At 57.0% G+C, this 24,293-nt stretch carries 16 protein-coding genes; 15 read left to right on the top strand and 1 reads right to left on the bottom strand.

The genetic code is table 11. The features are described from left to right. Window positions 1–4 precede the first annotated feature (4 nt). The 10 genes from OZ656_RS11460 to rluB all read left to right on the top strand — a co-directional run bounded on the left by OZ656_RS11460 (window position 5) and on the right by rluB (window position 12,810). A complete protein-coding gene (locus OZ656_RS11460) occupies window positions 5–709 on the top strand; it encodes a succinate dehydrogenase iron-sulfur subunit (RefSeq protein WP_011784661.1) in 705 nt (234 codons plus the stop codon). 316 nt (window positions 710–1,025) lie between these two features. Beyond that, window positions 1,026–3,863: a 2-oxoglutarate dehydrogenase E1 component gene (locus OZ656_RS11455; protein WP_011784662.1), complete on the top strand. Its 2,838-nt coding sequence runs from the start codon at window positions 1,026–1,028 to the stop codon at window positions 3,861–3,863. A 25-nt stretch (window positions 3,864–3,888) separates the two neighbouring features. Then, window positions 3,889–5,112, top strand: a complete 1,224-nt coding sequence (odhB, locus tag OZ656_RS11450; protein WP_379944500.1) for a 2-oxoglutarate dehydrogenase complex dihydrolipoyllysine-residue succinyltransferase — start codon at window positions 3,889–3,891, stop codon at window positions 5,110–5,112. 35 nt (window positions 5,113–5,147) lie between these two features. Further along, entirely contained in the window at window positions 5,148–6,590 is a 1,443-nt protein-coding gene (lpdA, locus tag OZ656_RS11445; protein WP_011784664.1) for a dihydrolipoyl dehydrogenase, read from the top strand. Window positions 6,591–6,786: 196 nt separating this feature from the next. Then, window positions 6,787–7,953: an ADP-forming succinate--CoA ligase subunit beta gene (sucC, locus tag OZ656_RS11440; RefSeq protein WP_011784665.1), complete on the top strand. Its 1,167-nt coding sequence runs from the start codon at window positions 6,787–6,789 to the stop codon at window positions 7,951–7,953. Beyond that, window positions 7,953–8,825, top strand: a complete 873-nt coding sequence (gene sucD / locus OZ656_RS11435) for a succinate--CoA ligase subunit alpha (RefSeq protein ID WP_011784666.1) — start codon at window positions 7,953–7,955, stop codon at window positions 8,823–8,825. The genes sucC and sucD overlap by 1 nt, the downstream gene beginning before the upstream one ends. A gap of 234 nt (window positions 8,826–9,059) precedes the next feature. Further along, window positions 9,060–10,235, top strand: a complete 1,176-nt coding sequence (locus OZ656_RS11430) for a tryptophan--tRNA ligase (RefSeq protein WP_014421716.1) — start codon at window positions 9,060–9,062, stop codon at window positions 10,233–10,235. 37 nt (window positions 10,236–10,272) lie between these two features. Further along, on the top strand, window positions 10,273–11,100 hold the full coding sequence (locus OZ656_RS11425) for a ScpA family protein (protein ID WP_011784668.1): 828 nt from the start codon (window positions 10,273–10,275) through the stop codon (window positions 11,098–11,100). A gap of 16 nt (window positions 11,101–11,116) precedes the next feature. Then, window positions 11,117–11,782: an SMC-Scp complex subunit ScpB gene (scpB, locus tag OZ656_RS11420; protein WP_011784669.1), complete on the top strand. Its 666-nt coding sequence runs from the start codon at window positions 11,117–11,119 to the stop codon at window positions 11,780–11,782. A 41-nt stretch (window positions 11,783–11,823) separates the two neighbouring features. Next, the gene (gene rluB / locus OZ656_RS11415) at window positions 11,824–12,810 is read left to right on the top strand and encodes a 23S rRNA pseudouridine(2605) synthase RluB (RefSeq protein WP_153740166.1); all 987 of its coding nucleotides are present in this window, start codon (window positions 11,824–11,826) and stop codon (window positions 12,808–12,810) included. Window positions 12,811–12,819: 9 nt separating this feature from the next. Here rluB and OZ656_RS11410 read toward each other — a convergent pair whose 3' ends face one another. Continuing rightward, window positions 12,820–13,746, bottom strand: coding sequence for a GGDEF domain-containing protein (locus OZ656_RS11410; protein WP_022992465.1), 927 nt, complete (start codon window positions 13,744–13,746; stop codon window positions 12,820–12,822). 272 nt (window positions 13,747–14,018) lie between these two features. Between OZ656_RS11410 and OZ656_RS11405 the strand changes: the two genes are divergently transcribed. The 5 genes from OZ656_RS11405 (at window position 14,019) to OZ656_RS11385 (ending at window position 24,280) form a co-directional block, all read left to right on the top strand. Continuing rightward, window positions 14,019–14,699 carry a GntR family transcriptional regulator gene (locus tag OZ656_RS11405; protein WP_272998638.1) on the top strand — a complete coding sequence of 227 codons (681 nt, stop codon included), beginning with the start codon at window positions 14,019–14,021 and terminating at the stop codon, window positions 14,697–14,699. A 1-nt stretch (window position 14,700) separates the two neighbouring features. Further along, window positions 14,701–18,192: a chromosome segregation protein SMC gene (smc, locus tag OZ656_RS11400; protein WP_379944499.1), complete on the top strand. Its 3,492-nt coding sequence runs from the start codon at window positions 14,701–14,703 to the stop codon at window positions 18,190–18,192. A gap of 130 nt (window positions 18,193–18,322) precedes the next feature. Then, window positions 18,323–19,333 (top strand): cell division protein ZipA, encoded by a 1,011-nt coding sequence (zipA, locus tag OZ656_RS11395; RefSeq protein ID WP_379944498.1) that lies wholly within the window; start codon window positions 18,323–18,325, stop codon window positions 19,331–19,333. A 24-nt stretch (window positions 19,334–19,357) separates the two neighbouring features. Beyond that, window positions 19,358–21,394 carry an NAD-dependent DNA ligase LigA gene (gene ligA / locus OZ656_RS11390; protein WP_379944497.1) on the top strand — a complete coding sequence of 679 codons (2,037 nt, stop codon included), beginning with the start codon at window positions 19,358–19,360 and terminating at the stop codon, window positions 21,392–21,394. Between the two features lie 147 nt (window positions 21,395–21,541). Next, entirely contained in the window at window positions 21,542–24,280 is a 2,739-nt protein-coding gene (locus OZ656_RS11385) for a hypothetical protein (RefSeq protein WP_379944496.1), read from the top strand. The last annotated feature ends 13 nt before the right edge of the window (window positions 24,281–24,293 follow it).

Here is a 24,293-nt window from a genome sequence, read left to right as displayed (position 1 = left end):
GAAAATGTTGGTAAGTCTGTACCGTTATAACCCGGAAACTGACAACGCCCCTTACATGCAGGACGTTGAGATTGAGTTGCCGGAAGGCAAAGATCTGATGGTTCTGGATGTTTTGGCGCTGGCCAAGGAAAAGGACCCGACTGTCGCATTTCGCCGTTCCTGTCGTGAGGGCGTTTGCGGCTCAGATGGTATGAACATGAATGGCAAGAACGGCCTGGCTTGCATCACACCGGTTTCCGATGTGGTCAAGAACAACAAGCTGGTTTTGCGCCCGCTGCCTGGTCTTCCGGTCATTCGTGATCTGGTGGTTGATATGGGCCTGTTCTACAAGCAGTACGAAAAAGTGATGCCGTACCTTGTGAATGACAACCCCGCGCCAGCCATCGAGCGTCTGCAGTCTCCGGAAGATCGTGAGAAGCTGGACGGCCTGTACGAGTGTATTCTCTGTGCCTGCTGCTCTACCGCTTGCCCGTCTTTCTGGTGGAATCCGGACAAGTTCATCGGTCCGTCTGGTCTGTTGCAAGCTTATCGCTTCCTGGCCGACAGCCGTGATACCGCCCAGGCAGAGCGTTTGGCGAACCTGGACGATCCGTTCAGCGTGTTCCGCTGCCGTGGCATCATGAACTGTGTCAGTGTGTGTCCGAAGGGCCTGAACCCCACAAAGGCAATTGGCCATATCCGGAACCTGTTGCTGCAAAGAGCCACCTGACCGGCAAAATTCGCAGCACCAGCTATACTGGTGTTCTGACACCAGTTAGTACCCCTGAAGGCCTCGCTATATGCGGGGCCTTCAACCAAAGGCTTATAGTCAAAAGTCTTACCGGGGTGCAAACTTATGCACGCTGTTTCGGTGCGCTTATCCAGTCACCGGACAGTATTGCTGAGTATAAAAATCACTGGGGACGGAAAACATCCTTGCCGGGTGTGGTGGCCAAAGTCATGCCGTAATAACCCGTATTGACTGAGAATTACCCCTGGCCGACCATACTGGCTCCCCCGCACCAGCCCAAGGTGAGCTATTCAAAATGCACGAAAGCATCATGGAGCAGTTATGGCAGACTTCCCACCTGCAGGGTGGTAATCTTGCCTATGTTGAACAGCTTTTTGAAACCTACCTGACAGACCCCAATGCAGTTCCAGAAGAGTGGCGGAGTTACTTCGACAAACTCCCGAGCGTCGATGGCTATCAGGGCCGCGACATCGTTCACTCCACCATCCGCGAGCAGTTTGAGCACATCTCCCGCAATCAGCGTTTTCTGGCGACCAATGGCGTGCCTGCCAGTGCTACGTCCGACGCTGATAAAAAACAGATCCGTGTTCTGCAGCTGATCAACGCTTTCCGTTTCCGCGGTCACCAGGAAGCAAAGCTTGATCCTCTGGGTGTCTGGCAACGTCCTCAGGTAGAAGATCTGGACCCGCGATTCCACGAATTGGGCGAATCCGATCTTGATCTGGAGTTCCAGACCGGCTCTCTGAACTTTGGTTCCGAGAGCATGAAACTCGGCGATATTGTCCAAGGCCTGCGCCAGACTTACTGCGAGAGCATCGGCGCTGAATACATGCATGTGGTAGACACGCGCATCAAGCGTTGGTTCCAGCAACGTATGGAGCCGGTTCGTTCCCGTCCGGAATACGAGACCGAAACCCGCAAGCATATCCTTGAGCGCCTGACGGCTGCCGAAGGGCTGGAAAAATACCTGGGTTCCCGTTATCCGGGCGTCAAGCGTTTTGGTCTCGAGGGCGGTGAAAGTCTGATCCCCTGCCTGGACGAGCTGATTCAGCGTGCGGGCTCCTATGGCGCCAAAGAGATCGTGCTGGGCATGGCCCACCGCGGTCGACTGAACGTGCTGGTCAACACCCTGGGCAAAAATCCGAAAGAACTGTTTGATGAATTCGAGGGCAAGAAGCTCGCGGATTCCGGCTCCGGCGACGTGAAATACCACCAGGGCTTCTCCTCAAACGTAATGACGCCGGGTGGCGAGGTTCACCTGGCCATGGCCTTCAACCCGTCTCACCTGGAAATCGTATCCCCGGTAGTGGAAGGCTCGGTACGCGCCCGTCAGGACCGTCGTGGCGATACCGATGGCAGTACCGTGGTGCCCATTGTGATGCACGGCGACGCTGCGTTTGCCGGGCAGGGCGTAGTGATGGAAACCTTCCAGATGTCCCAGACCCGGGGCTTTGGTGTTGGTGGTACCATCCACATCGTGATCAACAACCAGGTTGGCTTCACCACCAGCAAGCAGGAAGATGCTCGTTCCACCGAGTATTGCACCGACGTTGCCAAGATGGTTCAGGCGCCGATTCTGCATGTGAACGCAGACGATCCTGAAGCGGTGATGTTTGCCACCCAGATGGCGATGGACTACCGCAACGAATTCAAGCGTGATGTGGTGATTGATCTGGTTTGCTACCGTCGTCGAGGCCATAACGAGGCGGATGAGCCGGCAGCGACCCAGCCGCTGATGTACGACAAGATCCGCAAGCTGAAGACCACCCGTGCGATCTACGCGGATCAGCTGGTTGAAGCCGGTGTGATCACCGAAGATGAAGCCAAGCAGATGGAGACTGATTACCGGGACGCCCTGGACAAGGGTGATCACGTGGTCAAGTCTCTGGTTAAAGAGCCTAACAAAGAGCTTTACGTGGACTGGGCTCCGTATCTGGGCCATGAGTGGACAGCGAAGTGCAAGACCAGCGTTGCGCTGAAAACCGTCCAGAAACTGGGCAAGAAGCTGACTGAAGTGCCGGAAGGGTTCAGCATCCAGCGCCAGGTTTCCAAGATTGTTAATGATCGCGAGAAGATGACGGCCGGCGCGCTGTCCCTGAACTGGGGCTACGGCGAAATGATGGCCTACGCCACTTTGCTGAACGAAGGCCACCCGATCCGCCTGACTGGTCAGGACGTGGGCCGGGGCACCTTCTCGCACCGTCATGCTGTTCTGCATAACCAGAAAGATGGGTCTACTCATATTTCCCTGCAGAATCTGAAAGACGATCAGCCGAAGTTCGACATCTATGACTCACTGCTGTCTGAAGAAGCGGTGATGGCGTTCGAATACGGTTATTCCACCACAACGCCGAACGCGCTGATTGTCTGGGAAGCCCAGTTTGGTGACTTTGCCAACGGTGCACAGGTGGTGATTGATCAGTTCCTGACCAGTGGTGAGCATAAGTGGGGTCGACTGTGTGGCCTGACACTGCTGCTGCCGCACGGTTATGAAGGGCAGGGGCCGGAGCACAGTTCCGCCCGTCTGGAGCGTTTCCTGCAGCTGTGTGCAGAACACAATATTCAGGTCTGTGTGCCGACTACACCGTCTCAGGTATTCCACATGTTGCGTCGGCAGGTGAAGCGTCCGTTGCGCAAGCCGTTGGTTGCCATTACGCCCAAGAGCCTGCTGCGCCATAAGGAAGCCATTTCGGGTCTGGACGACCTGACATCCGGCACATTCCAGACAATTCTGCCGGAGAAAGAGCCGTCCGATCCCAAAAAAGTGACTCGCCTGATCCTCTGCAGTGGCAAGGTCTACTATGATCTTCTGGAGAAGAAGAAGGCGGATGAGCGGGACGATGTCGCGATTGTTCGTATCGAACAATTGTACCCATTCCCGAGCGATGACCTGGACGAACTGCTGAGCCAGTACAGCAAGCTCAAGCATGTGGTCTGGTGTCAGGAAGAGCCGATGAACCAGGGAGCCTGGTATTGCAGTCAGCATCACATGCGGAACGCACTGCAGCGCCTGAATCCCAAGCTATATCTCCAGTATGCCGGTCGTGAGGCTTCTGCTGCTCCTGCCTGTGGACACATGTCTGTTCACATCGAAGAGCAGAAGAAACTGGTTAACGACGCGTTTGAAATCTGACGAGCTACCGAACTAAGGATCCGTAATGTCAACAGAGATTAAAGCCCCCGTTTTCCCTGAGTCGGTTGCCGAAGGCACCGTCGCGACCTGGCACAAGCAGCCGGGTGAGGCCTGTTCCCGTGACGAGCTGATTGTCGATATCGAAACCGACAAGGTTGTGCTCGAAGTGGTTGCGCCGGCGGATGGTGCGATCGAAGAAGTTCTCAAGAACGAAGGCGACACCGTGGAAAGCGGTGAGGTCATCGGCAAGTTCAAGGAAGGCGCAGCAGGTGAATCCAAGCCGGCCGAGAGCAAGTCTGAAGCGAAAGCCGAAGCACCGAAAGCCGAGGAGAAATCCGAAGCTGCTTCCGGCGACGCCATTCTGAGCCCGGCTGCCCGCAAGCTGGCCGAAGAAAACAACGTTGACCCGAGCGCGGTAAAGGGCACCGGTAAAGATGGCCGTGTTACCAAGGAAGACGTTCAGAACTACGTGGACAGCAACAAATCTTCCGGTGGAGCGGCTGCCGCCAAGCCGGCAGCGATGCCTGAGGTGAACGTTGGCCAGGGCGAGCGCGCCGAGAAGCGGGTTCCGATGACCCGCCTGCGTGCCAGCATCGCCAAGCGTCTCGTTGATGCCCAGCAGACAGCAGCCATGCTGACCACCTTTAACGAGGTGAACATGGCGCCGATCATGGAACTGCGTAAGCAGTACCAGGACAGCTTCGTGAAGCGCCACGGCATCAAGCTGGGCTTCATGTCGTTTTTCACCAAAGCGGCTACCGAAGCTCTGAAGCGCTTCCCGGCAGTAAACGCCTCCATTGACGGCAACGACATGGTTTACCACGGCTATCAGGACGTAGGCGTAGCAGTATCCACCGACCGTGGCCTGGTGGTACCGGTTCTGCGTGACACCGACGCCATGGGTCTGGCCGACATCGAGAAGAAGATCGTCGAGTACGGTACCAAGGCGAAGGAAGGCAAGCTGGCCATTGAAGATATGACCGGTGGCACCTTCACCATCACCAACGGTGGTATTTTCGGGTCTCTGATCTCCACGCCGATCCTGAATCCGCCCCAGACTGCCATTCTGGGTATGCACAAGATCCAGGAGCGCCCGATGGCGGTAAATGGCAAGGTTGAGATTCTGCCGATGATGTACCTGGCGCTGTCATACGATCACCGTATGATCGATGGCAAGGAAGCGGTGCAGTTCCTGGTGGCGATCAAGGAAATGCTGGAAGACCCGGCACGTATCCTGCTGGATGTGTAATCTGACACTCAACGAATTCGATAACAGGAAAGATTATGTCCGATAAGTTCGACGTTATTGTCATTGGTGCAGGCCCCGGTGGTTACGTTGCTGCCATTAAAGCCGCTCAGTTGGGTCTTAAGACCGCCTGTGTTGAGTCCTGGACTGGTAAAGACGGCAAGAGCCAGGTGCTCGGTGGTACCTGCCTGAACGTAGGCTGTATCCCGTCCAAGGCCCTGCTGGAAGTGACTCACAAGTTTGAGGAAGCCAGCCACGATTACGACTCTATGGGCATCCTGGCCAAGGACGTGAAAATCGACGTTGCCAAGATGATGGAGCGCAAGGCTGGTATCGTTAAGCAGCTGACCGGTGGCATTGCTGGCCTGTTCAAGGCCAATGGCGTCACCTCGATCCACGGCCACGGCAAGTTGTTGGCCGGTCGTAAGGTGGAAGTCACCGACAAGGATGGCAAAACCAAGACCTACGAAGCCGACAACGTGATCATCGCCACCGGTTCCCGGCCGATCGAGATTCCGCCGGCGCCGTTCGACGGTGAGTACATCGTCGATTCCGAGGGTGCGCTGGAGTTTACCGAAGTGCCCAAGCGTCTTGGTGTGATCGGTGCCGGTGTTATTGGTCTGGAGCTGGGTAGCGTCTGGGCCCGCCTGGGTTCAGAAGTAACCGTGATCGAAGCGCAGGACAGTTTCCTGCCGGCGGTTGACCAGCAGTGTGCCAAGGATGCGTTGAAGCAGTTCCAGAAGCAGGGCCTGAACATCGTGATGGGCGCCCGCATGACTGGCGCGGAAGTCAAGCGCAAGCTGGTTAACGTCAGCTACGAAGACTCCAAGGGTAAGCAAGACGCCAAGTTTGACAAGCTGATCGTGGCTGTTGGCCGTCGTCCGTACACCGATGGTGCACTGGCTGAAGACTCCGGCGTGACCATGGATGAGCGGGGCTTTATTTTCGTAGACGACAACTGCAAGACCGAAGCACCGGGTGTCTGGGCCATCGGTGATGTGGTTCGTGGTCCAATGCTGGCCCACAAAGCGTCTGAAGAGGGCGTGATGGTTGCTGAGCGTATTGCCGGGCATAAGCCTCAGGTCAATTACGACTGCATCCCGAATGTCATCTATACCTTCCCTGAGGTTGCCTGGGTCGGCAAGACCGAAGAGCAGCTGAAAGCTGAAGGCGAAGAATACAACGTCGGAACCTTCCCGTTTGCGGCGAACGGTCGTGCCATGGCTGCCAATGCCGCTTCCGGTATGGTCAAGATCATCGCAGATGCGAAGACCGACCGTATTCTTGGCTTCCACGTGGTGGGTCCGCAGGCGTCTGAAATCGTTGCCCAGGGCGTGATCGCCATGGAATTCGGTTCAAGCGCAGAAGATCTGGCCCTGACCTGTTTCGCGCACCCGACTCTGTCCGAGTCTGTGCACGAAGCGGCCCTGGCCGTTGCTGGCGGTGCGATTCACGTCGCCAACCGTCGCAAGAAGAAGTAACGCATTGTCGGAATACGGGGCGCCAACTGGGGCGCCCCGCTGCCATCATAACGGCGGCTTTTCGCATGTGTGACCGGCAGGCCGAGGCGATCCCTGGCCTGCCAGAACGAATTCGTTCCAGCTGCACCAATGGCGGTGCACTGACGGGTTCATTTCCGTACGTGGTTATCCTCCATCAATAGACGGGACATTAACTATGAATTTGCACGAATATCAGGGCAAGCAGCTGTTCGCTGAGTACGGCCTGCCCGTATCCAAAGGCATTGCCTGCGATACTCCCAAGGAAGCCGTAGCAGCGGCAGACGAAATCGGCGGTGACGGCTGGGTAGTGAAAGCCCAGGTTCACGCCGGTGGTCGCGGCAAGGCCGGCGGTGTAAAGCTGGTCAAGAGCAAAGAAGAGATCCGTGAATTCGCCGAAAAGTGGCTGGGTAAGAACCTGGTTACCTACCAGACCGACGAAAACGGCCAGCCAGTCAGCAAGATTCTGGTTGAATCCCTCACCGACATCGATCAGGAACTTTACCTGGGCGCTGTGGTAGACCGTGGTTCCCGTCGTATCGTTTTCATGGCCTCCACTGAAGGTGGCGTGGAAATCGAGAAGGTTGCCGAAGAAACTCCGGAAAAGATCCTGAAAGCCGAAATTGATCCGCTGGTCGGCGCGCAGCCGTACCAGGGTCGTGAACTGGCATTCAAGCTGGGCCTGGAAGGCAAGCAGATCGGTCAGTTCACCAAGATTTTCCTGGGCCTGGCCAAACTGTTTGAAGAGTGCGACCTGGCTCTGGTTGAGATCAACCCGCTGGTGATCACCCCGGCTGGTGACCTGCACTGCCTCGACGCCAAAGTAGGTGTAGACGGCAACGCACTGTACCGTCAGAAGAAAATCCACGAGATGCACGATCCCTCCCAGGAAGATTCCCGGGAAGCGGAAGCGGCCAAGTGGGAGCTCAACTATGTTGCGCTGGAAGGCAACATCGGCTGCATGGTTAACGGTGCTGGCCTGGCCATGGGCACCATGGACATCATCAAGCTGTCCGGCGGCCAGCCTGCCAACTTCCTGGACGTAGGCGGCGGCGCAACCAAAGAGCGCGTATCCGAAGCGTTCAAGATCATCCTGTCTGACGACGCGGTACAGGCCGTTCTGGTTAACATCTTCGGTGGTATTGTTCGCTGCGACATGATCGCTGAGGGCATCATCGGTGCGGTTAAAGAAGTCGGCGTTAAAGTGCCTGTTGTGGTTCGTCTGGAAGGCAACAACGCGGAGCTGGGTACCAAGGTACTCGCCGAAAGTGGCCTGAACATCATCGCCGCCACCAGCCTGGCGGACGCCGCAGAGCAAGTCGTTAAAGCCGCAGGGGGTAAATAATGAGCATCCTGATCAACAAAGACACCAAGGTTATCTGCCAGGGCTTTACCGGCGCACAGGGTACCTTCCACTCTGAGCAGGCCATCGCTTATGGCACCAAGATGGTAGGTGGTGTCAGCCCCGGTAAGGGCGGCACTGAGCATCTGGGTCTGCCGGTGTTCAACACCGTACGTGAAGCGGTAGAAAAGACCGGCGCTGAAGCGACCGTCATTTACGTTCCGGCTCCGTTCTGTAAAGACGCCATCATCGAAGCGGCCGACGCCGGTATTCAGCTGATCGTTTGTATCACTGAAGGTATTCCGACCATCGACATGCTGTACGCCAAAGAATACGTTGATCGTAAAGGCGTTCGCATGATCGGCCCGAACTGCCCGGGCGTGATCACTCCGGACGAGTGCAAGATCGGCATCATGCCTGGCCATATCCACAAGAAGGGTAAGGTTGGTATCGTGTCCCGTTCCGGCACCCTGACCTACGAAGCGGTCAAGCAGACCACGGACTTCGGCTACGGTCAGTCCACCTGTATCGGTATCGGTGGCGACCCGATTCCTGGCTCCAACTTCATCGACATTCTGAAGCTGCTGCAGGAAGATCCGGAAACCGAAGCCATCGTCATGATTGGTGAGATCGGTGGTACCGCTGAGGAAGAAGCGGCTGCGTTCATCAAAGAGAACGTCACCAAGCCGGTGGTTTCCTACATTGCCGGTGTCACTGCACCTCCGGGCAAGCGTATGGGCCATGCTGGCGCCATCATCTCTGGTGGTAAGGGTACGGCGGACGAGAAGTTTGCTGCCCTGGAAGACGCCGGTGTTAAAACCGTGCGCAGCCTGGCCGAAATCGGCAAGGCCCTGAAGGAAGTGACTGGCTGGTAAAGCAGCCCTGAGCTTCACCAAAACCCCCGGATTCGCGAGAATTCCGGGGGTTTTGCGTTATAGAGCCTCGGTTTTGTGCCGCATTGCTTAACGCCGGCGAGTGTAAAGACTATAATGCCCGGTCAGCCTGATTTCAGCGGCCGGTTTAGGCGCTGATCTCCGGCGCTCTATAAACAGAAAGAAGGAGTTCGTGCTTTGAGTTCTGTCGATTCCCAGCAAAGAGTGTTGTCCGGCATGCGTCCGACCGGCAAGCTGCACCTCGGCCACTACCATGGTGTGCTGAAAAACTGGGTCAAGCTCCAGCACGAGTATGAGTGCTTCTTCTTTGTGGCGGACTGGCACGCCCTGACCACGCAATACGATGATCCCTCAGGCATTGAGCAAAGCGTATGGGATATGGTCATCGACTGGCTGGCGGCCGGAGTTAATCCGGGCTCGTCCACCATGTTTATCCAGTCCCAGGTACCGGAACACGCCGAGCTGCACCTGTTGTTGTCTATGATCACGCCCCTGGGCTGGCTGGAACGCATTCCTACCTACAAGGATCAGCAGGAAAAGCTGCGGGAAAAGGATCTGGCCACCTACGGCTTCCTCGGTTACCCGCTGCTCCAGACTGCGGATATCCTGATGTATCGTGCAGGCAAGGTGCCGGTTGGTGCTGATCAGGTATCCCACGTTGAGATTACCCGTGAAATCGCCCGTCGGTTTAACCACATCTATGGTCGCGAGCCCGGTTTCGAAGAGCAGGCCGAGGCCGCTATCGTCAAGATGGGCAAAAAGAACGCGAAACTCTATCGCAACCTGAAAAAACGGTATCAGGAAGAAGGCGATTTTGAGGCGCTTGAGACCGCACGGGCCCTGCTGAAAGAACAGCAGAACATTTCGCTGGGTGACCGCGAGCGGCTATACGGTTTCATTGAAGGCGGCGGCAAGGTGATACTGCCGGAGCCGCAGCCGTTGCTGACGCCGGAATCCAAGATGCCGGGGCTGGACGGACAGAAGATGTCCAAGTCTTACAACAATTACATTGGCTTGCGTGAAGATCCGGACAGTGTTGCTCAAAAGATCCGGACCATGCAAACCGACCCGCAGCGGGTGCGACGGACAGACCCGGGCGAGCCGGAGAAGTGCCCGGTCTGGGGTATGCACAAAGTCTACTCGGACGAGCAGACCTGCCAGTGGGTACAGGAAGGCTGCCGCAGCGCCGGTATTGGCTGCCTGGACTGCAAAAAGCCGCTGATCGATGCCATCATCGAGGAACAGAAGCCGTTGCATGAGCGTGCCCGGGAATACGAGAGCAATCCGGATCTGGTGCATTCCATTCTGCAGGAAGGGCGAGAGCATGCGCGCGATGCCGCCCGTGATACCCTGGAAGAAGTCCGTGCAGCGATGGGGCTCAGCTACCGCTGATTCCTGACCGCCAATAACGTCAAAGGCTGGCAAAGGCATGACCGAAGACACCAGGGAGCCGGAAGAAGCGCAGGCAACGACACCGGAACAGGTGCCGCTGGCGCTCGTATCCGGCAAACCCCTGGTGGATATCCCCAAGGATCTATATATCCCGCCGGATGCCCTCGCGGTTTTTCTGGAGGCCTTTGAGGGGCCGCTGGATTTGCTGCTCTACCTCATTCGCCGCCAGAACATGAATATCCTCGATATTGATGTCAGTGAAATCACACGCCAGTACATGGATTACATTGGTGCGGTGGAAGCGATGCGGTTCGAGCTGGCAGCCGAGTACCTGGTGATGGCTGCGACCCTGGCGGAGATTAAATCCCGTATGTTGCTACCCCGCCAGGAGAGTGACGATGAAGACGATATTGACCCCCGGGCAGAGCTGATTCGCCGGCTGCAGCAGTACGAACGCTTCAAGAAGGCTGCGGAGGATATCGATGAGATCCCGCGCATGGAACGGGATACCTATCCGGCTTCCGCTGCTTTACCCAAGCTTCCGTCATCGCAACCCCATCCGGACGTTGATATGAAGGAGCTGTTACTGGCGTTGCAGGGTGTTTTGCAGAGGGCGGATCTGTTTACCAGCCACCATGTCGAGAAAGAGCGGTTATCGACAAGGGAGCGGATGTCCCACATTCTGTCTGTGCTGCAGGGCGACCGGTTCGTAACATTCGAGAGCCTGTTTACCCTTGAAGAGGGCCGGCTTGGCGTGGTGGTCACCTTTCTTGCCACACTGGAACTGGTGAAAGAACAGCTGATTGAAATCGTTCAGGCGGAAGTGCTCGGCCCCATTCATGTCAGGGCGCGGGCGGCAAGCTGAAGGATCGAGTGACACTATGAACGAAGAACATCTGGCCCGTATTCAGGCTATTGCGGAGGCGGCACTGTTGGCGGCCGGCAAGCCGTTGTCTCTGGAGCAGCTGCGCGAGCTGTTTGGCGAAGATGAGCGCCCGGCCCGGCAGGTGATGGAGCATGCGCTGATGATGCTGGAGCAATCCTGCGAAGGCCGCGGCTTCGAGCTTAGTAAGGTTGCCAGCGGGTACCGATTGCAGGTCAGGGAAGAGTTTGCGCCATGGGTTGGTCGGCTGTATGAGGAAAAGCCCCAGCGTTATTCCCGGGCGCTTCTCGAAACTCTGGCCCTGATTGCCTATCGTCAGCCCATCACCCGTGGCGAGATCGAGGATATTCGTGGTGTTACGGTAAGCAGCAATATCATTCGAACACTGCTTGAGCGAGAGTGGGTGCGCGTGGTCGGTCATCGGGATGTCCCTGGGCGGCCTGCCATGTATGCCACCACACGCCAGTTCCTCGATTATTTCAACCTGACCGGGCTGGATGAACTGCCTCCGCTTTCTGAGGTGCGTGACCTTGAGGAAATCGGTCGGGAAATAGAGCAGAACATGCAGGGAGAGATCAAATTCGACTCTCCTGATGGTTCCGGTGCCAGTCCGGACTCTGACTCGGAGTCCCAGGCGCCTGAATCGGATCAGACACTTCACTGAAACCCAGGTTTCAGCCCCGTATATCAAGGATATCTACCCTTATGGCGGCAAAAGGCCCCGAAAACAAAACAGCCCGTAGCGATCAGTCTCTAAGTGCAGGCCCCGAGCGGGTGCAGAAGCTGCTTGCCCGCGCCGGCGTTGGCTCCCGGCGGGAAGTGGAAGGCTGGATAGAGGCCGGTCGACTGCTGGTCAATGGCGTTCCGGTTCAGCCTGGCCAGAAGGCTTCCACTTCTGATCGTTTTGAGCTTGATGGCAAGCTGCTGGACGTGAGTTCAGCTGCCGAAGTTGTGCGTCGGGTGCTGATTTACAACAAGCCGGAAGGTGAGGTGACCAGCCGGAAAGACCCGGAAGGGCGGCCCACGGTGTTTGACCGCCTGCCGCGGCTCAAGGACCAGCGCTGGATCTCCATTGGGCGTCTGGATATCAACACTACCGGTCTGGTGTTGTTTACCACTGACGGTGAGTTGGCGAATCGCTTGATGCATCCCTCCAGTCAGATTGACCGGGAATACGCGGTTCGGGTATTCGGTGAAGTGGATGACGCCATGATTGAGCGCCTGAAGGAAGGTGTGCTGCTTGAAGACGGCATGGCCAAGTTTACCGATATCAGCCCGGCGGGTGGCAAAGGTATGAACCAGTGGTTCCACGTAACCTTGCTGGAAGGTCGCAACCGGGAGGTGCGTCGCCTTTGGGAATCTCAGGGCGTTCGGGTGAGCCGTCTCAAGCGGGTACGGTATGGACCGATCTTCCTGCCCAGCCGGTTGACCATGGGCCGTTGGGAAGAGCTGGATCAAAAGGGTGTTGATGCGCTGAGCCGTGCCGTCGGGCTCGGCAGCGTTGCTGTACCCCAGAAAACTCCGGGAGAGCAGGCTGCCCATGATCGCAAACGTCGCAAGAGTCCTGGCAAATCGCTGCAACGGACGCGTAAAGGTGGAAGCTGGCAAGTCGCCGATGGTGCGCCGCCAAAAGCCCGGTCAGATTCCCGCGGGAAGCCATCTGCAGGCAAGGGCGGAAAGCGAGCACGCTGAGACCTCTCTTCAGGAAATACTTGCGAATACCCGCGTGCAGTTTCTGCCGGCCGCCTTGGCCCGGTAGAGTGCTTCGTCGGCCCGGGCAAGCCATTGCTCGGGCTGTTCATCCGTCAGATGCATCGCCACACCGCAACTGGCGGTAACCGTCAGAGGTGTTTCACCGCCGTCCACTCGAATGCTTTCAATGGCAGCCCGAATTCGATCTGCTACGTCACGGGCTTCCTGCTCGTTGGTATGAGGCAGGAGAATGGCAAACTCCTCGCCACCAAAGCGATAGACCGTGTCGGAATTACGCAGGGCCTGCTCAAGCTTTTCTGCGGTGCGAGCGAGAATGTGGTCGCCAACCACGTGGCCGTGGTTGTCGTTAATCAGTTTGAAGTGATCCAGATCGCACAGGATCAGGCTCCAGGGGGCGCCGTGTCTGTCCGCCATGGCGCTGGCGCGCTGGAGCGCCTCATCCAGTGCCCGTTTGTTGCCAATGCCTGTCAGGGAATCCGTCAGTGCGGTCTGTTCGATGGCAATGAACTGGCAGGCATTGCGAATATGGCAGATCGCACCGGAGAGCATCATCTCGATACCCGTCAGTTCCTCTTCGCTGAATCGCTGGCGACGGTGTAACGTCAGAGTGCCATACTGGTGACCTTCCAGAGAGAGACGGTACTCGCAGCGATGGGGCCCACCCATGCCAGTGGAAAAAACGAAGTCCTGACGGGCGATGCGGTGCCTGTAATTGAGGGAGTCGAAAGGCACCATGTCTGTCATCTCCTCCGCCAGAATCGACAGTTGCGCCTCGAGGGAGAGAGTGGTGCTCAGGCGTCTGGCCAGCCGGGCCATGACATCGGAGGTGTTGTTCCAGTCCTGGAACGACTGCTTCAAAGCGGCAAGCCGCGCGGGGCGGGAAGTGTTTGGCCGGATCGATGTCAGGTTTTTCACAGTAGGACGCTCTGCTGGTGACAAAGTGATTTGCTGTACCAATAAGCAGAAAAAATGCCATAAGATAAAAAGCCAATAAAAACAACAGAAAAGCGCCTCCTGTTAAAGTCGATTCCATAAACTGGCAGATAATATTTGCCTGGTTGTCAAAATTCCGGCAGCGGGTTGCCGGTTCTGAAGACGTGCAATCGAAATGTCGGACAAAGGGGTGGGGCTGCCAAAAGCCTGTGATAAACTCCTGCGCTTGAATGTACCAAGCGAGCTGTCGATTTATGAGATTTCAGGCACCGGAAAGCCTATCCGAACAAATTGCCCAGCATCTGGGGCAGCGCATTGTTGTTCGCGATCTCAAGCCGGGAGAGCGAATTCAGGAGCTCAAGGTCGCCGGTGATCTGAATGTCAGCCGCGGCTCCGTGCGTGAGGCTCTGCTGATTCTGGAGCGGCGTCATCTGGTTGAGATCTATCCCCGGCGCGGGGCGGTGGTGTCGGAACTGACGATAGGCTCGGTGAATGCCCTTTACGATATTTACATCGATCTGTTGTGCATGTTGGCTCGCAAGGTGCTGGAGCGTTGGCCAGGTGAACAGCTCGGCGGCATGATGGGGCAGGTTAATGAAATGCAGGCGGTTATTGATGCCCTGAACTCGAATGCGCCCGATGCCGCAGAGCGGGTCATTGAAGCGGGGTTCGGGGTCATGCAGTATGCCTACCGTCTGGTTGACAATCCCTTTCTTGAGGAAACCCTCGAAAACTTCCGTCCCGCCATCAGCCGGACCTACTATGTGGCGCTGGAACATTTCCGGAGTGAGATCGCAGAAACCGGTACCTTCTTCCGTCGTCTGGCCGATGCTGCCGTTGAGGGTGATTCCGAGCGTCTGCAGCGGGTTATTCAGGACTTTGGCGAGCATCAGCGCCACCAGGTTCTGAGCATTCTCACGGAGGAGACCGCCTGATATGCGGCTGAAGTCCATCAAGCTCGCGGGATTCAAATCCTTTGTTGATCCCACTACGGTGCCTTTCCCCTCCAACATGACCGCGGTGGTGGGCCCTAACGGCTGTGGCAAGTCCAATATTATCGATGCCGTTCGCTGGGTAATGGGTGAAAGTTCCGCGAAGTACCTGCGTGGCGAATCGATGACCGACGTTATCTTCAACGGTTCCAGTGCCCGCAAGCCGGTGGGACAGGCGTCGATTGAACTTGTTTTTGACAACAGTGACGGATCGGCGCCCGGCGAGTTTGTGAAGTTCAACGAGATTTCGGTAAAACGCCGGGTTTCCCGGGAAGGGCAATCCGAGTATTTCCTGAATGGCTCCAAATGCCGTCGTCGTGACATTACCGATCTGTTCCTTGGCACTGGTCTCGGGCCGCGCAGTTACGCCATTATCGAGCAGGGCATGATTTCCCGGCTGATTGAGGCGAAACCTGAGGAATTGCGGGTGTACATCGAGGAAGCTGCGGGCATTTCCAAGTACAAGGAACGGAGGCGGGAAACGGAGAACCGTATTCGCCGTACTCAAGAGAACCTGGAGCGGCTGACAGACCTTCGCGAAGAGCTTGGACGTCAACTGCAGCACCTGGAGCGTCAGGCGGCCGCCGCGGAAAAATACAAAGCCTACAAACAGGAAGAGCGCGAAAAGAAAGCCGAGCTAACCGTGTTGCGCTGGAAAGCCCTGGATGACGATCTTCAGACCTGGCGCGGAAAAATCCGCGATACCGAGCTGGAACTTGAGAAGTTCCTGACCGAAAGGGTGAACCTGGAAACTTCGCTGGAATCGCTCCGGGAAGACCACCATGAACGGACCGAGCACTTTAACCGGGCTCAGGCCCGGTACTATGAGGCCGGGGCCGACATTGCCCGTATTGAGCAAAGTCTGGAGCACCAGCGCGAGCGCAGCCGACAGACTGCCGCAGAGCTGGATCAGGCCCTGGCCAACGAGCGCGAATTAGGCCGCGAACTGGAACAGGATGAAGAAAAGCTGGCCACGCTCCGGGAAGAGCTCGACATGATCGAGCCTGAGCAGGAGGCATTGGCGATACGTTCAGAGGAATCGGCCGAGAAGCTCCAGCAGGCAGAAGAGGCCATGAGTGACTGGCAGCACCGCTGGGATGAGTTCAGTACCCGTTCATCGGATGCCCGCCGGCAGGCCGAACTGGCGCAATCCCGAATTCGCTCTCTTGAAGACGCCATCGAACAGCTGAAAACCCGACAACAGAAATTGCGCGATGAGCAGGCGCTGCTGGACGGACAATTGGATCGCTCGGAGCTCGAGCAGCTTCTGGAAGAACAGGAAACCCTGGAACTGAAAAGGGAAGAAACCGCGGAGCGTATTCAGCAACTGCAGGATCAGGTGTATTCGAGCCGACAGGCTTTGCGCGACGCCGAACAGAGTTCATCTGAATATCGCCAGACGGTACAAAGCCTCAAAGCCACGATGGAGTCCCAGCAGGCACTGCTGGACGAACAAATGGGTGCAGGCGACGATGCCCTGCAATCGTGGCTGGCCGATCATGGGCTGACCGACGCGCCGCGACTTGCTGCGAAATTGTCGATTGAGGACGGCTGGGAGTTTGCCGTCGAGCAGGTCATTGGCCGCTTCACTCAGGGCCTGACATTGCCGGAATTCGATCAACTGGCTACGGCGCTGGAATCGGCCCCCAAAGGTTTTGCGGTGGTCAGTGACCGTGCCGTTGCCTCCGAAACCCGTGGCCTGGCGGCCAAGGTGAGTGGTGTCGGGGCGATCAGCCAGCTGCTTTCTTCGGTTCAGGCTGCGGATACCCTTTCTGAAGCCATGGCCAACCGATCTGGTCTGGCGCCTGGCGAGAGCATCATCACCCGGGACGGTGTCTGGCTCTCTCGTGACTGGTTGCTGATGCCTGACTCCGATGCTGCTCAGGTTGGTGTGATTGAGCGTCAGAAAAAGGTAACGGAATTGCAGGCAAAGCTGGCAGAAGCAGAAGCCAGGCTGGAGCAGGCAACCGAGCAACTCGAGCATCTCCAGGAGAAGGCGGAGCGTGCCGAAACCGAACGGGACGAGGCTCAAGCCCGCCACAGCGACGTTGAGCGGGAGCTTGGGGCTCTGGCCTCACGTGCCAGTGGTCTGAAAGCCAGGGCAGAGCAGATTGAAGCCCGGCTGTCCCGGATCAGGGAAGACATTGCGGATGTGGGCCTGGCGTTGGAAGAGCAGAACGCCAACCTTCAGGAAGCCCGCGAGGAGTGGGATATTGCACTCGCATCCAGCGAGGACAGTGAGGAAGAGAAAGAGCAGTTGCTGGAGCAACGGGATTCTCTGAGGGAAACACTGGACCGCCTGCGCCAGGAAGCCCGGCATGACCGTGATCACGCTCATCAACTGCAACTACAGTTGCAGACACTCCAGAGCCAGCGCGACGGACTGCAGCAAACCATCGACCGGATGCAGATGCAGAAAGAGCGTCTGGAAGAGCGGCTGGATGTACTCAGGGAATCCCGCGAAAGTGCCGAGGAGCCTATTGAGGATCTCCAGTTGCAACTTGAAGGGTTGCTGGAACGACGACTGGCCGAAGAAGAAAAGCTCAGTGCCGCCCGGGATGCCCTGGAAGAGATTGATCGACAGGTTCGTGATCGCGAACAGGGGCGGAGCCGAACCGAGCATCAGGTTCAGGAAATCCGGGCGCGGCTGGAAAAACTGAAGATGGAATCCCAGGCCCTGGAAATTCGCTCCGGCAACCATATTGAGCAGCTCAAGGAACTCAACGTTAAGCTCCAGGAAGTGCTCGAACATCTGCCAGAGGATGCTGAAGAAAAGGTCTGGGCCGAAGAGCTGGAGAAAATCGGTAACCGTATCCAGCGTCTGGGAGCAATTAACCTCGCGGCCATTGAAGAGTATCAGGTACAAAGCGAGCGAAAGACCTACCTGGACGAGCAGCACAACGACCTGATGGAAGCGCTGGAAACCCTGGACAATGCTATCCGGAAAATTGACCGGGAAACCCGGCAGCGCTTCAAAGAGACGTTTGATCAGGTGAATGGCGGCCTGCAGGCCCTTTTCCCGAAAGTATTCGGTGGTGGCAATGCCTATCTTGAGTTGACCGGGGAAGACCTGCTGGAGACTGGCGTGGCCATCATGGCGAGGCCGCCGGGCAAGAAGAACAGCACCATCCACCTGTTGTCGGGGGGGGAGAAGGCGCTGACAGCCATCGCGCTTGTGTTCTCGATTTTCCAGCTCAATCCCGCTCCGTTCTGTATGCTGGACGAAGTGGACGCGCCGCTGGACGACGCCAACGTGGGTCGCTACGCGAATATGGTTAAGGAGATGTCGAAACAGGTTCAGTTCATCTACATTACCCATAACAAGATCGCTATGGAGATGGCGGATCAGTTAATGGGGGTCACCATGCACGAACCCGGCTGCTCGCGCCTGGTATCTGTTGATGTGGATGAGGCCGCCGCGCTGGCTGAGGCCTGATAGGCGCAGTGGTTGGTGAAATGCTCGCCAACCATGACAATAACGCCATCTGGGCCCGGTGTGCGTTGTATTCATTACGGGCTTTTCTTAGAGTAGCAACGTTCCAAACTGCAAACAGGACAGCAGCATTATGTCACTTAGGGAATGGTTAATTGCCATAGGTACCCTGGTTATTATTGGAATTGTGATTGACGGTGTGCGCCGTATGCGGCGTGCCCGGAAGGAATCCATGGCCATTTCGTCGGGTATGGGGGCTGACGAGCTCAAGGATTCCCCGCTGGATGATGACTTCAACCCGGAATTGCCAAACGGTGGTGCTCGCACGGTTTCCCGCTCGACACTGGAAGACCGGGGCTATCTGAAGCGCGATATGTCCGCCCCCGTAAGTGCCGATGAAGAAGACGATGTTACCCCGGAATCCGGCTGGAGCGCCCGAGATGGGGATGAAAATGATGGCATCCTGAGTCCGCCCAGGGTTGTGAAACCGGAAATAGAAGAACCCGAGTCCCCTGAGCCCGAGGTGACCAGCACTCCGGAACCAGAAGCGGATAAACCGAAAACCAGGCCCGCCCGGCCTGAAAAGGCCAAAGCCGAACCCAGAGCGGAAGAGCCGCCGGTGGTTACCACCGAAGTTGAGGAAGATACCGCCCGGCGAACGCCTGGGAAACCGCGCAAGAATCAGCCCCTGGCTGGAGCCAATCGCCCGGAGGCCAGGGAAGTGCTGGTGATCAATGTATTGGCTCGCAGCGGTGAGCAGTTCCAGGGCAGCAAGCTCAAGAGCCTTTTTGAGGCCTGCGGCCTGGAGCATGGCGATATGGACATTTACCACCGCCATGAATCCGAGGACACCACCACGCCTGTGCAATTCAGCGTGGCCAACGCCGTGGAGCCGGGCACCTTTCGCCCTCAGGACATGGCCGGGCTCAGCACCCCCGGTATCAGTTTCTTCATGAGCCTGCCAGGGCCCACCAATGCGTTGCAGGCCTTCGAATTTATGCTTGAAACTGCCCAGTGCGTAGTCCGAAACCTTGGTGGCGAACTGAAAGATGAGCGCCGAAGCGTAATGACGCCGCAAACCATTGAGCACTGTCGTCAGCGCATTCGTGAGTTTGAACGCAAACAACGCTCCCAGCGAGCCTAGCAGCCCGTCCGGACCCCAGAACCGATGACCAACGTTCCCGAAACTATCCGGAAGCGCGTGGACTCTCTGCGCGCTACCCTCGAAGACCACAATTATTACTATTACGTTCAGGACGACCCCAGGATCCCCGACGCCGAGTACGATCGGTTGTTTCGGGAGTTGCAGAAGCTGGAAGCCGAACACCCGGAACTCGCGACAGAGGATTCGCCGACCCGCCGGGTAGGCAGCAGCGCTGAGACCAGTTTCGAGGAAGTTACCCATCGCCTGCCGATGCTGTCGCTGGATAATGCCTTCAGTGAGGACGAACTCCGGGATTTTGACCGTCGGGTTCGTGACCGGTTGGGAGAGGACGGGGCCATTGAGTATGTCTGTGAGCCCAAGCTGGACGGTCTCGCCGTCAGCCTGCACTACGAAAACGGTACATTAACCCGTGCCGCGACCCGGGGTGACGGCTATACCGGCGAAGATATCACCGCCAATATTCGCACCATTCCGTCGGTACCTCTCAAGCTGCGTGGCTCGGGATATCCGGATCTTGTTGAGGTCCGCGGCGAGGTGTACATGCCCCGTGCCGGTTTCGAGAAGCTGAATGAGCGCCTGGCAGAGCAGGGCGAGAAGACCTTTGTAAATCCTCGCAACGCTGCTGCCGGAAGCCTGCGCCAGAAGAAATCGACGGTAACCGCCAGGCGCCCGTTGGAACTGTGTGCCTACAGTATGGCGGTAACTGATGAAAGTGTACTGCCTGAAACTCATTGGGACAGTTTGCAGCTTGTCAGGGACTGGGGGTTCCGGATCAATCCGGAAATGCGCAAGGCCGAGGGTGTGGAAGCCTGTCTGGATGCCTACAACGAATTGATGGCCAAGCGCGACAGCTTGCCCTATGAAATCGATGGCATTGTGTTCAAGGTAAACCGTCTCGATCTTCAGCAGGAGCTGGGTTTTGTTTCCCGCGCCCCGCGCTGGGCGATCGCCCACAAGTTTCCGGCCCAGGAAGAGCTGACGATCATTGAAGATGTGGAATTCCAGGTGGGTCGAACCGGAGCAGTGACACCGGTAGCCCGCCTGAAGCCGGTGTTTGTCGGCGGTGTGACTGTGTCAAATGCAACCCTGCACAATATGGATGAGATCCGACGCCTGGACGTTCATATCGGCGATACGGTGTTCATTCGCCGGGCCGGGGATGTTATCCCGCAGGTAGTGAAGGTGGTGCCGGAAAAGCGCCCGGCCATGGCGCCGATGGTTGAAATGCCCGAGCACTGCCCGGTCTGCGGCTCGGATATTGTCCAGATTGAAGGAGAGGCCGTTGCGCGGTGTTCGGGCGGCCTGTATTGCCCGGCTCAGCGCAAGGAAGCGATCCGGCATTATGCCTCCCGGAAGGCCATGGATATTGAGGGCCTTGGGGACCGGCTGATCGAGATGTTGGTGGACGAAGGTATGGTCAGCACCGTGGCGGATCTTTACCGGCTGACGAAATTCCAGATCGCCAGCCTGGAGCGTATGGGCGACAAATCTGCGGCAAATCTTATTGCCGCCATCGATCGCTCCCGTGAACCGGTGCTTTGGCGGTTCCTTTATGCACTTGGTATTCGTGAAGTGGGTGAGGCCACCGCCAAGGGCCTGGCAGCCCATTTCGGCACGCTGGAAGCGATTTCTGAAGCGGATGAAGAGTCTCTCCAGACGGTGCCTGATGTCGGGCCTATTGTGGCCGGTCATATCCGGAGCTTCTTTGATCAGCCCCACAATCAGGAAACACTGGCGGCTCTGAAAGAGGCAGGTGTCACCTGGCAGGAAGAGCAGGTGCTGTCAGTCGATGAACAGCCTCTCAGTGGTCAGACCTGGGTATTGACCGGCACTCTCTCAGGCATGACACGGGATCAAGCCAAGGAAAAGCTTGAGCAGCTCGGTGCCAAGGTTGCTGGTAGTGTCTCCAAAAAAACCGCCTGCGTTGTCGCAGGCGAGGCCGCCGGCTCCAAGCTGGCCAAGGCTGAGCAGTTGGGGGTGCCGGTGTTGGACGAGGAGGGGCTGGCCAATCTGCTGCGGGAGCATGGTATCGAGGTCTGAGGGCTGCTGGCCAAAGAATCTGAGAACTCGCGCAGATCGCTCCGGATTCAAATTGGCTACCATGGCGTTGATCTGTAACGGTGTGTAAACCGGATGCCAGGCATCCGGGCACGGCCATAACAATAACGTCATGAAACGGATTTTTGCATGCGCGCCGATTTGTTCTCCCGCTCAACCGCCTCGGGCCGCCTCCTTGGTGTTGCCCTGATTGCCCTGGCAGCAACCGGCTGCAAGACCGAAAAAGATCCTGACCAGCCCACGTTGTTGGGGGCGCCACCGACCACCGCCTATCTGGGGGTGGAGTATTACTACAACTGGGGCGCCTATGGCGGCGAAAGCATTCTCGATTACTCCCTGACCAATGCGCCATCCTGGCTTGCGCTGGAAGACACCAGCAATAAGGCCCGTCAGGGTATTATCATGCGCGGTGTGCCTGGGTTATCCGGGGGCAACCGGGGTGAGGCTGATCTTGGCCAGACCGAGAATATCGAGATAGTCACCACGGACGGCCGCATGGCGGGTTTTCAGCCGTTTGATATTGAAGTCAAGCGAAACGTAATTACCCTCGACGGAGCCAACCTGAAAGAAGGTGAAAGTCAGGCGTCTGAAGATGAGTCGGAAGAGCGGTGTGCGGTGCCTGAGCTGGATGCCGGTTCCTATTCTTACGAGCTCCAGAAGTTCACGGATGAGGGCGCGCCGGATGGAACTGAGTCAGTCACCTACCCAACCAAGCGCGCGTATGTAAAAGTAAATCTGGATCAACCCTCGGTTACCGAAGTCAAAATCGCCTTTGAGCTGCGTTCTGATTTCGACCCAACTGCTTGTGACAATGACGAAACTGATCCCGCCCATCAGGACTGCAAATATAGCCGCGCCAACACCGGTGCGATTATTATTGGCGAAGACCTTGTTGCGCTCAGCGACGAACTGAATCACCCCGTTGATAAAGAGGGTAACCCCCTCGAGTACGTCGAGTATGACACGACTGGCGATACGGTAACCGGCGGTGTTGTGACACTGAAGCCCGGTCTTACCGAGTGCTATATCCCCTTTGAAGTGGTTGACGACCTGCTTCCCGAGCCAACAGAAGTGGCGACCATGGTTCTGACCGAAGTACGCCAGGGCATTGCCTCCCTGGGCAATGGTAGCGTTGAGGTCAAGGCCAACCTTTCAATTGAGGATAACGAGCCGCTACTCAGTATAGAAACCGTCAATGGCGGTAGTCGCGATACCATCAATACCGAGACGACTCGTGAGTATCGCGCCATTCTCACGGGTGACCGTAAAACCCTGTTCAGAGCCAAGCTGACAAGAATTGGTGCGCTGACCGGTGTTGTCGAGGACGAGACTTTCGAGATTGTTGAGAAGAACGCTCAGGGTACCTATGACCCAATTGAGGAGCTGGTATTCCCACTGGAGCAGGATGAAATCACCTTTGGTGTGCGTGCGCTTGTTTACAACAATCTTCAGGATGAATTGGACGACAACGCAGCGCCTATTGGCGTCGATGTAAATTACCAGGCTGGCCGGGCCGGATATGCGAGGGGCGAGTCTGAAACACTGCTGAGGTTGAACCTTAACCGTCTGATTGAACCGCTGGTCTGGAGTGATGGCTTTATGGCAACGGATGTGTCGCTGGGCCATGAGGGCCGGGTGTTTGTTGCTGGTTACCTTCCAGGGAACAATCAGGTCCAGGTCCGCATTTATGACCAGGCGGGTACGGAGCTGCAGATTGTTGAGGTGACAGACCCGGCGATAGCGCTGCAACCTTCAGACGTATTCCTGGACGTTGGTGTACGAACGGTCACTGAAAACAATAACCGTGTGAATCGTTATGAAATTGCCGTTGCTTTTAGCTCTGACCAGGCAGAACCGGGTGCTCCCGTTGGCGGGTCTGATGCGGTAACGGCCCTGTTCCATTATGACGGTGCTTCGGGGAACTATCTTCCGAGCTGGACCGGAAACAATATCTTCAGAATTGGCACGCCGGCGGACGATTCGGTGCGATGGGTGGGCATTAACGGCACCACTGGTTATGTTTTGGTGGGCGGCGAAACCCTCGGTGCCTGGAATACCGATGCCTACCAGGGCGGCACCGACAGTTTCCTGGCCCGCATTGATACGGCGGAGAACGCAGGGGCTCTGGAGCCGACCCTGGCCTGGACGCGGCAGGTTGGCTCATCAGGTGATGAGACGGTAGTCGGTGGTAGCTCACAAGGCTCCCTGGCTCTGTTGTTCGGGGCGTCGCCAATGACGCTGGATGGCCTGGGAAATGTTGGCCCGTATTTCTTCAATGGCAACACAGGAGAATCACCGACCGTGTATCAGGTAGGTGAAGACAGCTCTGAATCACTGGGGGACGGTCTTTATGGCGGTGCCGGGGTTGTGCTGGTCGGCGATGCACCCTATAGCTACCGATTCCGTGAAGCTCAGCCAGAGGACGCCGGTACCGTTAACGCAGGGGATGAGATTATTCGCACACCGTTGGATAACCGCGCTGGTTTTGTTCTTGGATTCAATACTTCAGGCGAACCTCTGAGCGCGTACACCGTTGATGATGCGGATGATCTTTCCAATGAATTCCTGACCAGTGGAGTCCGGTTTGACGGTGATATTGTGGTGTCGGGCAATACCAACGGGAGCTTTGTTGAAGGCCAGGCGGCGCCGGTGACGGGCACAGAGAGTATCCTGGCGAGAGTGGATACCTCCGAATCTGACGCAGCCTTCCGCAACTGGCGTAGGCAACTGGCATTCGAAGGTCTGGACATTCTCGATCTGGAGAATTACCGCGACGATGAAGTGGTGGCGCTGGTGAACCGAAATGGCGAAAGGATGCTGCTTGTTTTCAGCCCGGAAGGTGAGTTACTGACACCGATAACGCCGTAATCCTCCGGGTTGC

The organism is Marinobacter sp. LM1, assembly GCF_042763285.1.
Classification (GTDB): domain Bacteria; phylum Pseudomonadota; class Gammaproteobacteria; order Pseudomonadales; family Oleiphilaceae; genus Marinobacter; species Marinobacter nauticus.
This window is presented reverse-complemented; position numbering and strand designations above follow the sequence as displayed.

Coding starts and splice junctions, on each gene's coding strand:
- OZ656_RS11385 (WP_379944496.1), top strand. CDS start 21,542: ATGCGCGCCGATTTGTTCTCCCGCTCAACCGCCTCGGGCCGCCTCCTT.
- odhB (WP_379944500.1), top strand. CDS start 3,889: ATGTCAACAGAGATTAAAGCCCCCGTTTTCCCTGAGTCGGTTGCCGAA.
- sucD (WP_011784666.1), top strand. CDS start 7,953: ATGAGCATCCTGATCAACAAAGACACCAAGGTTATCTGCCAGGGCTTT.
- scpB (WP_011784669.1), top strand. CDS start 11,117: ATGAACGAAGAACATCTGGCCCGTATTCAGGCTATTGCGGAGGCGGCA.
- OZ656_RS11430 (WP_014421716.1), top strand. CDS start 9,060: ATGCGTCCGACCGGCAAGCTGCACCTCGGCCACTACCATGGTGTGCTG.
- rluB (WP_153740166.1), top strand. CDS start 11,824: ATGGCGGCAAAAGGCCCCGAAAACAAAACAGCCCGTAGCGATCAGTCT.
- sucC (WP_011784665.1), top strand. CDS start 6,787: ATGAATTTGCACGAATATCAGGGCAAGCAGCTGTTCGCTGAGTACGGC.
- OZ656_RS11405 (WP_272998638.1), top strand. CDS start 14,019: ATGAGATTTCAGGCACCGGAAAGCCTATCCGAACAAATTGCCCAGCAT.
- ligA (WP_379944497.1), top strand. CDS start 19,358: ATGACCAACGTTCCCGAAACTATCCGGAAGCGCGTGGACTCTCTGCGC.
- OZ656_RS11455 (WP_011784662.1), top strand. CDS start 1,026: ATGCACGAAAGCATCATGGAGCAGTTATGGCAGACTTCCCACCTGCAG.
- smc (WP_379944499.1), top strand. CDS start 14,701: ATGCGGCTGAAGTCCATCAAGCTCGCGGGATTCAAATCCTTTGTTGAT.
- OZ656_RS11460 (WP_011784661.1), top strand. CDS start 5: ATGTTGGTAAGTCTGTACCGTTATAACCCGGAAACTGACAACGCCCCT.
- OZ656_RS11425 (WP_011784668.1), top strand. CDS start 10,273: ATGACCGAAGACACCAGGGAGCCGGAAGAAGCGCAGGCAACGACACCG.
- zipA (WP_379944498.1), top strand. CDS start 18,323: ATGTCACTTAGGGAATGGTTAATTGCCATAGGTACCCTGGTTATTATT.
- lpdA (WP_011784664.1), top strand. CDS start 5,148: ATGTCCGATAAGTTCGACGTTATTGTCATTGGTGCAGGCCCCGGTGGT.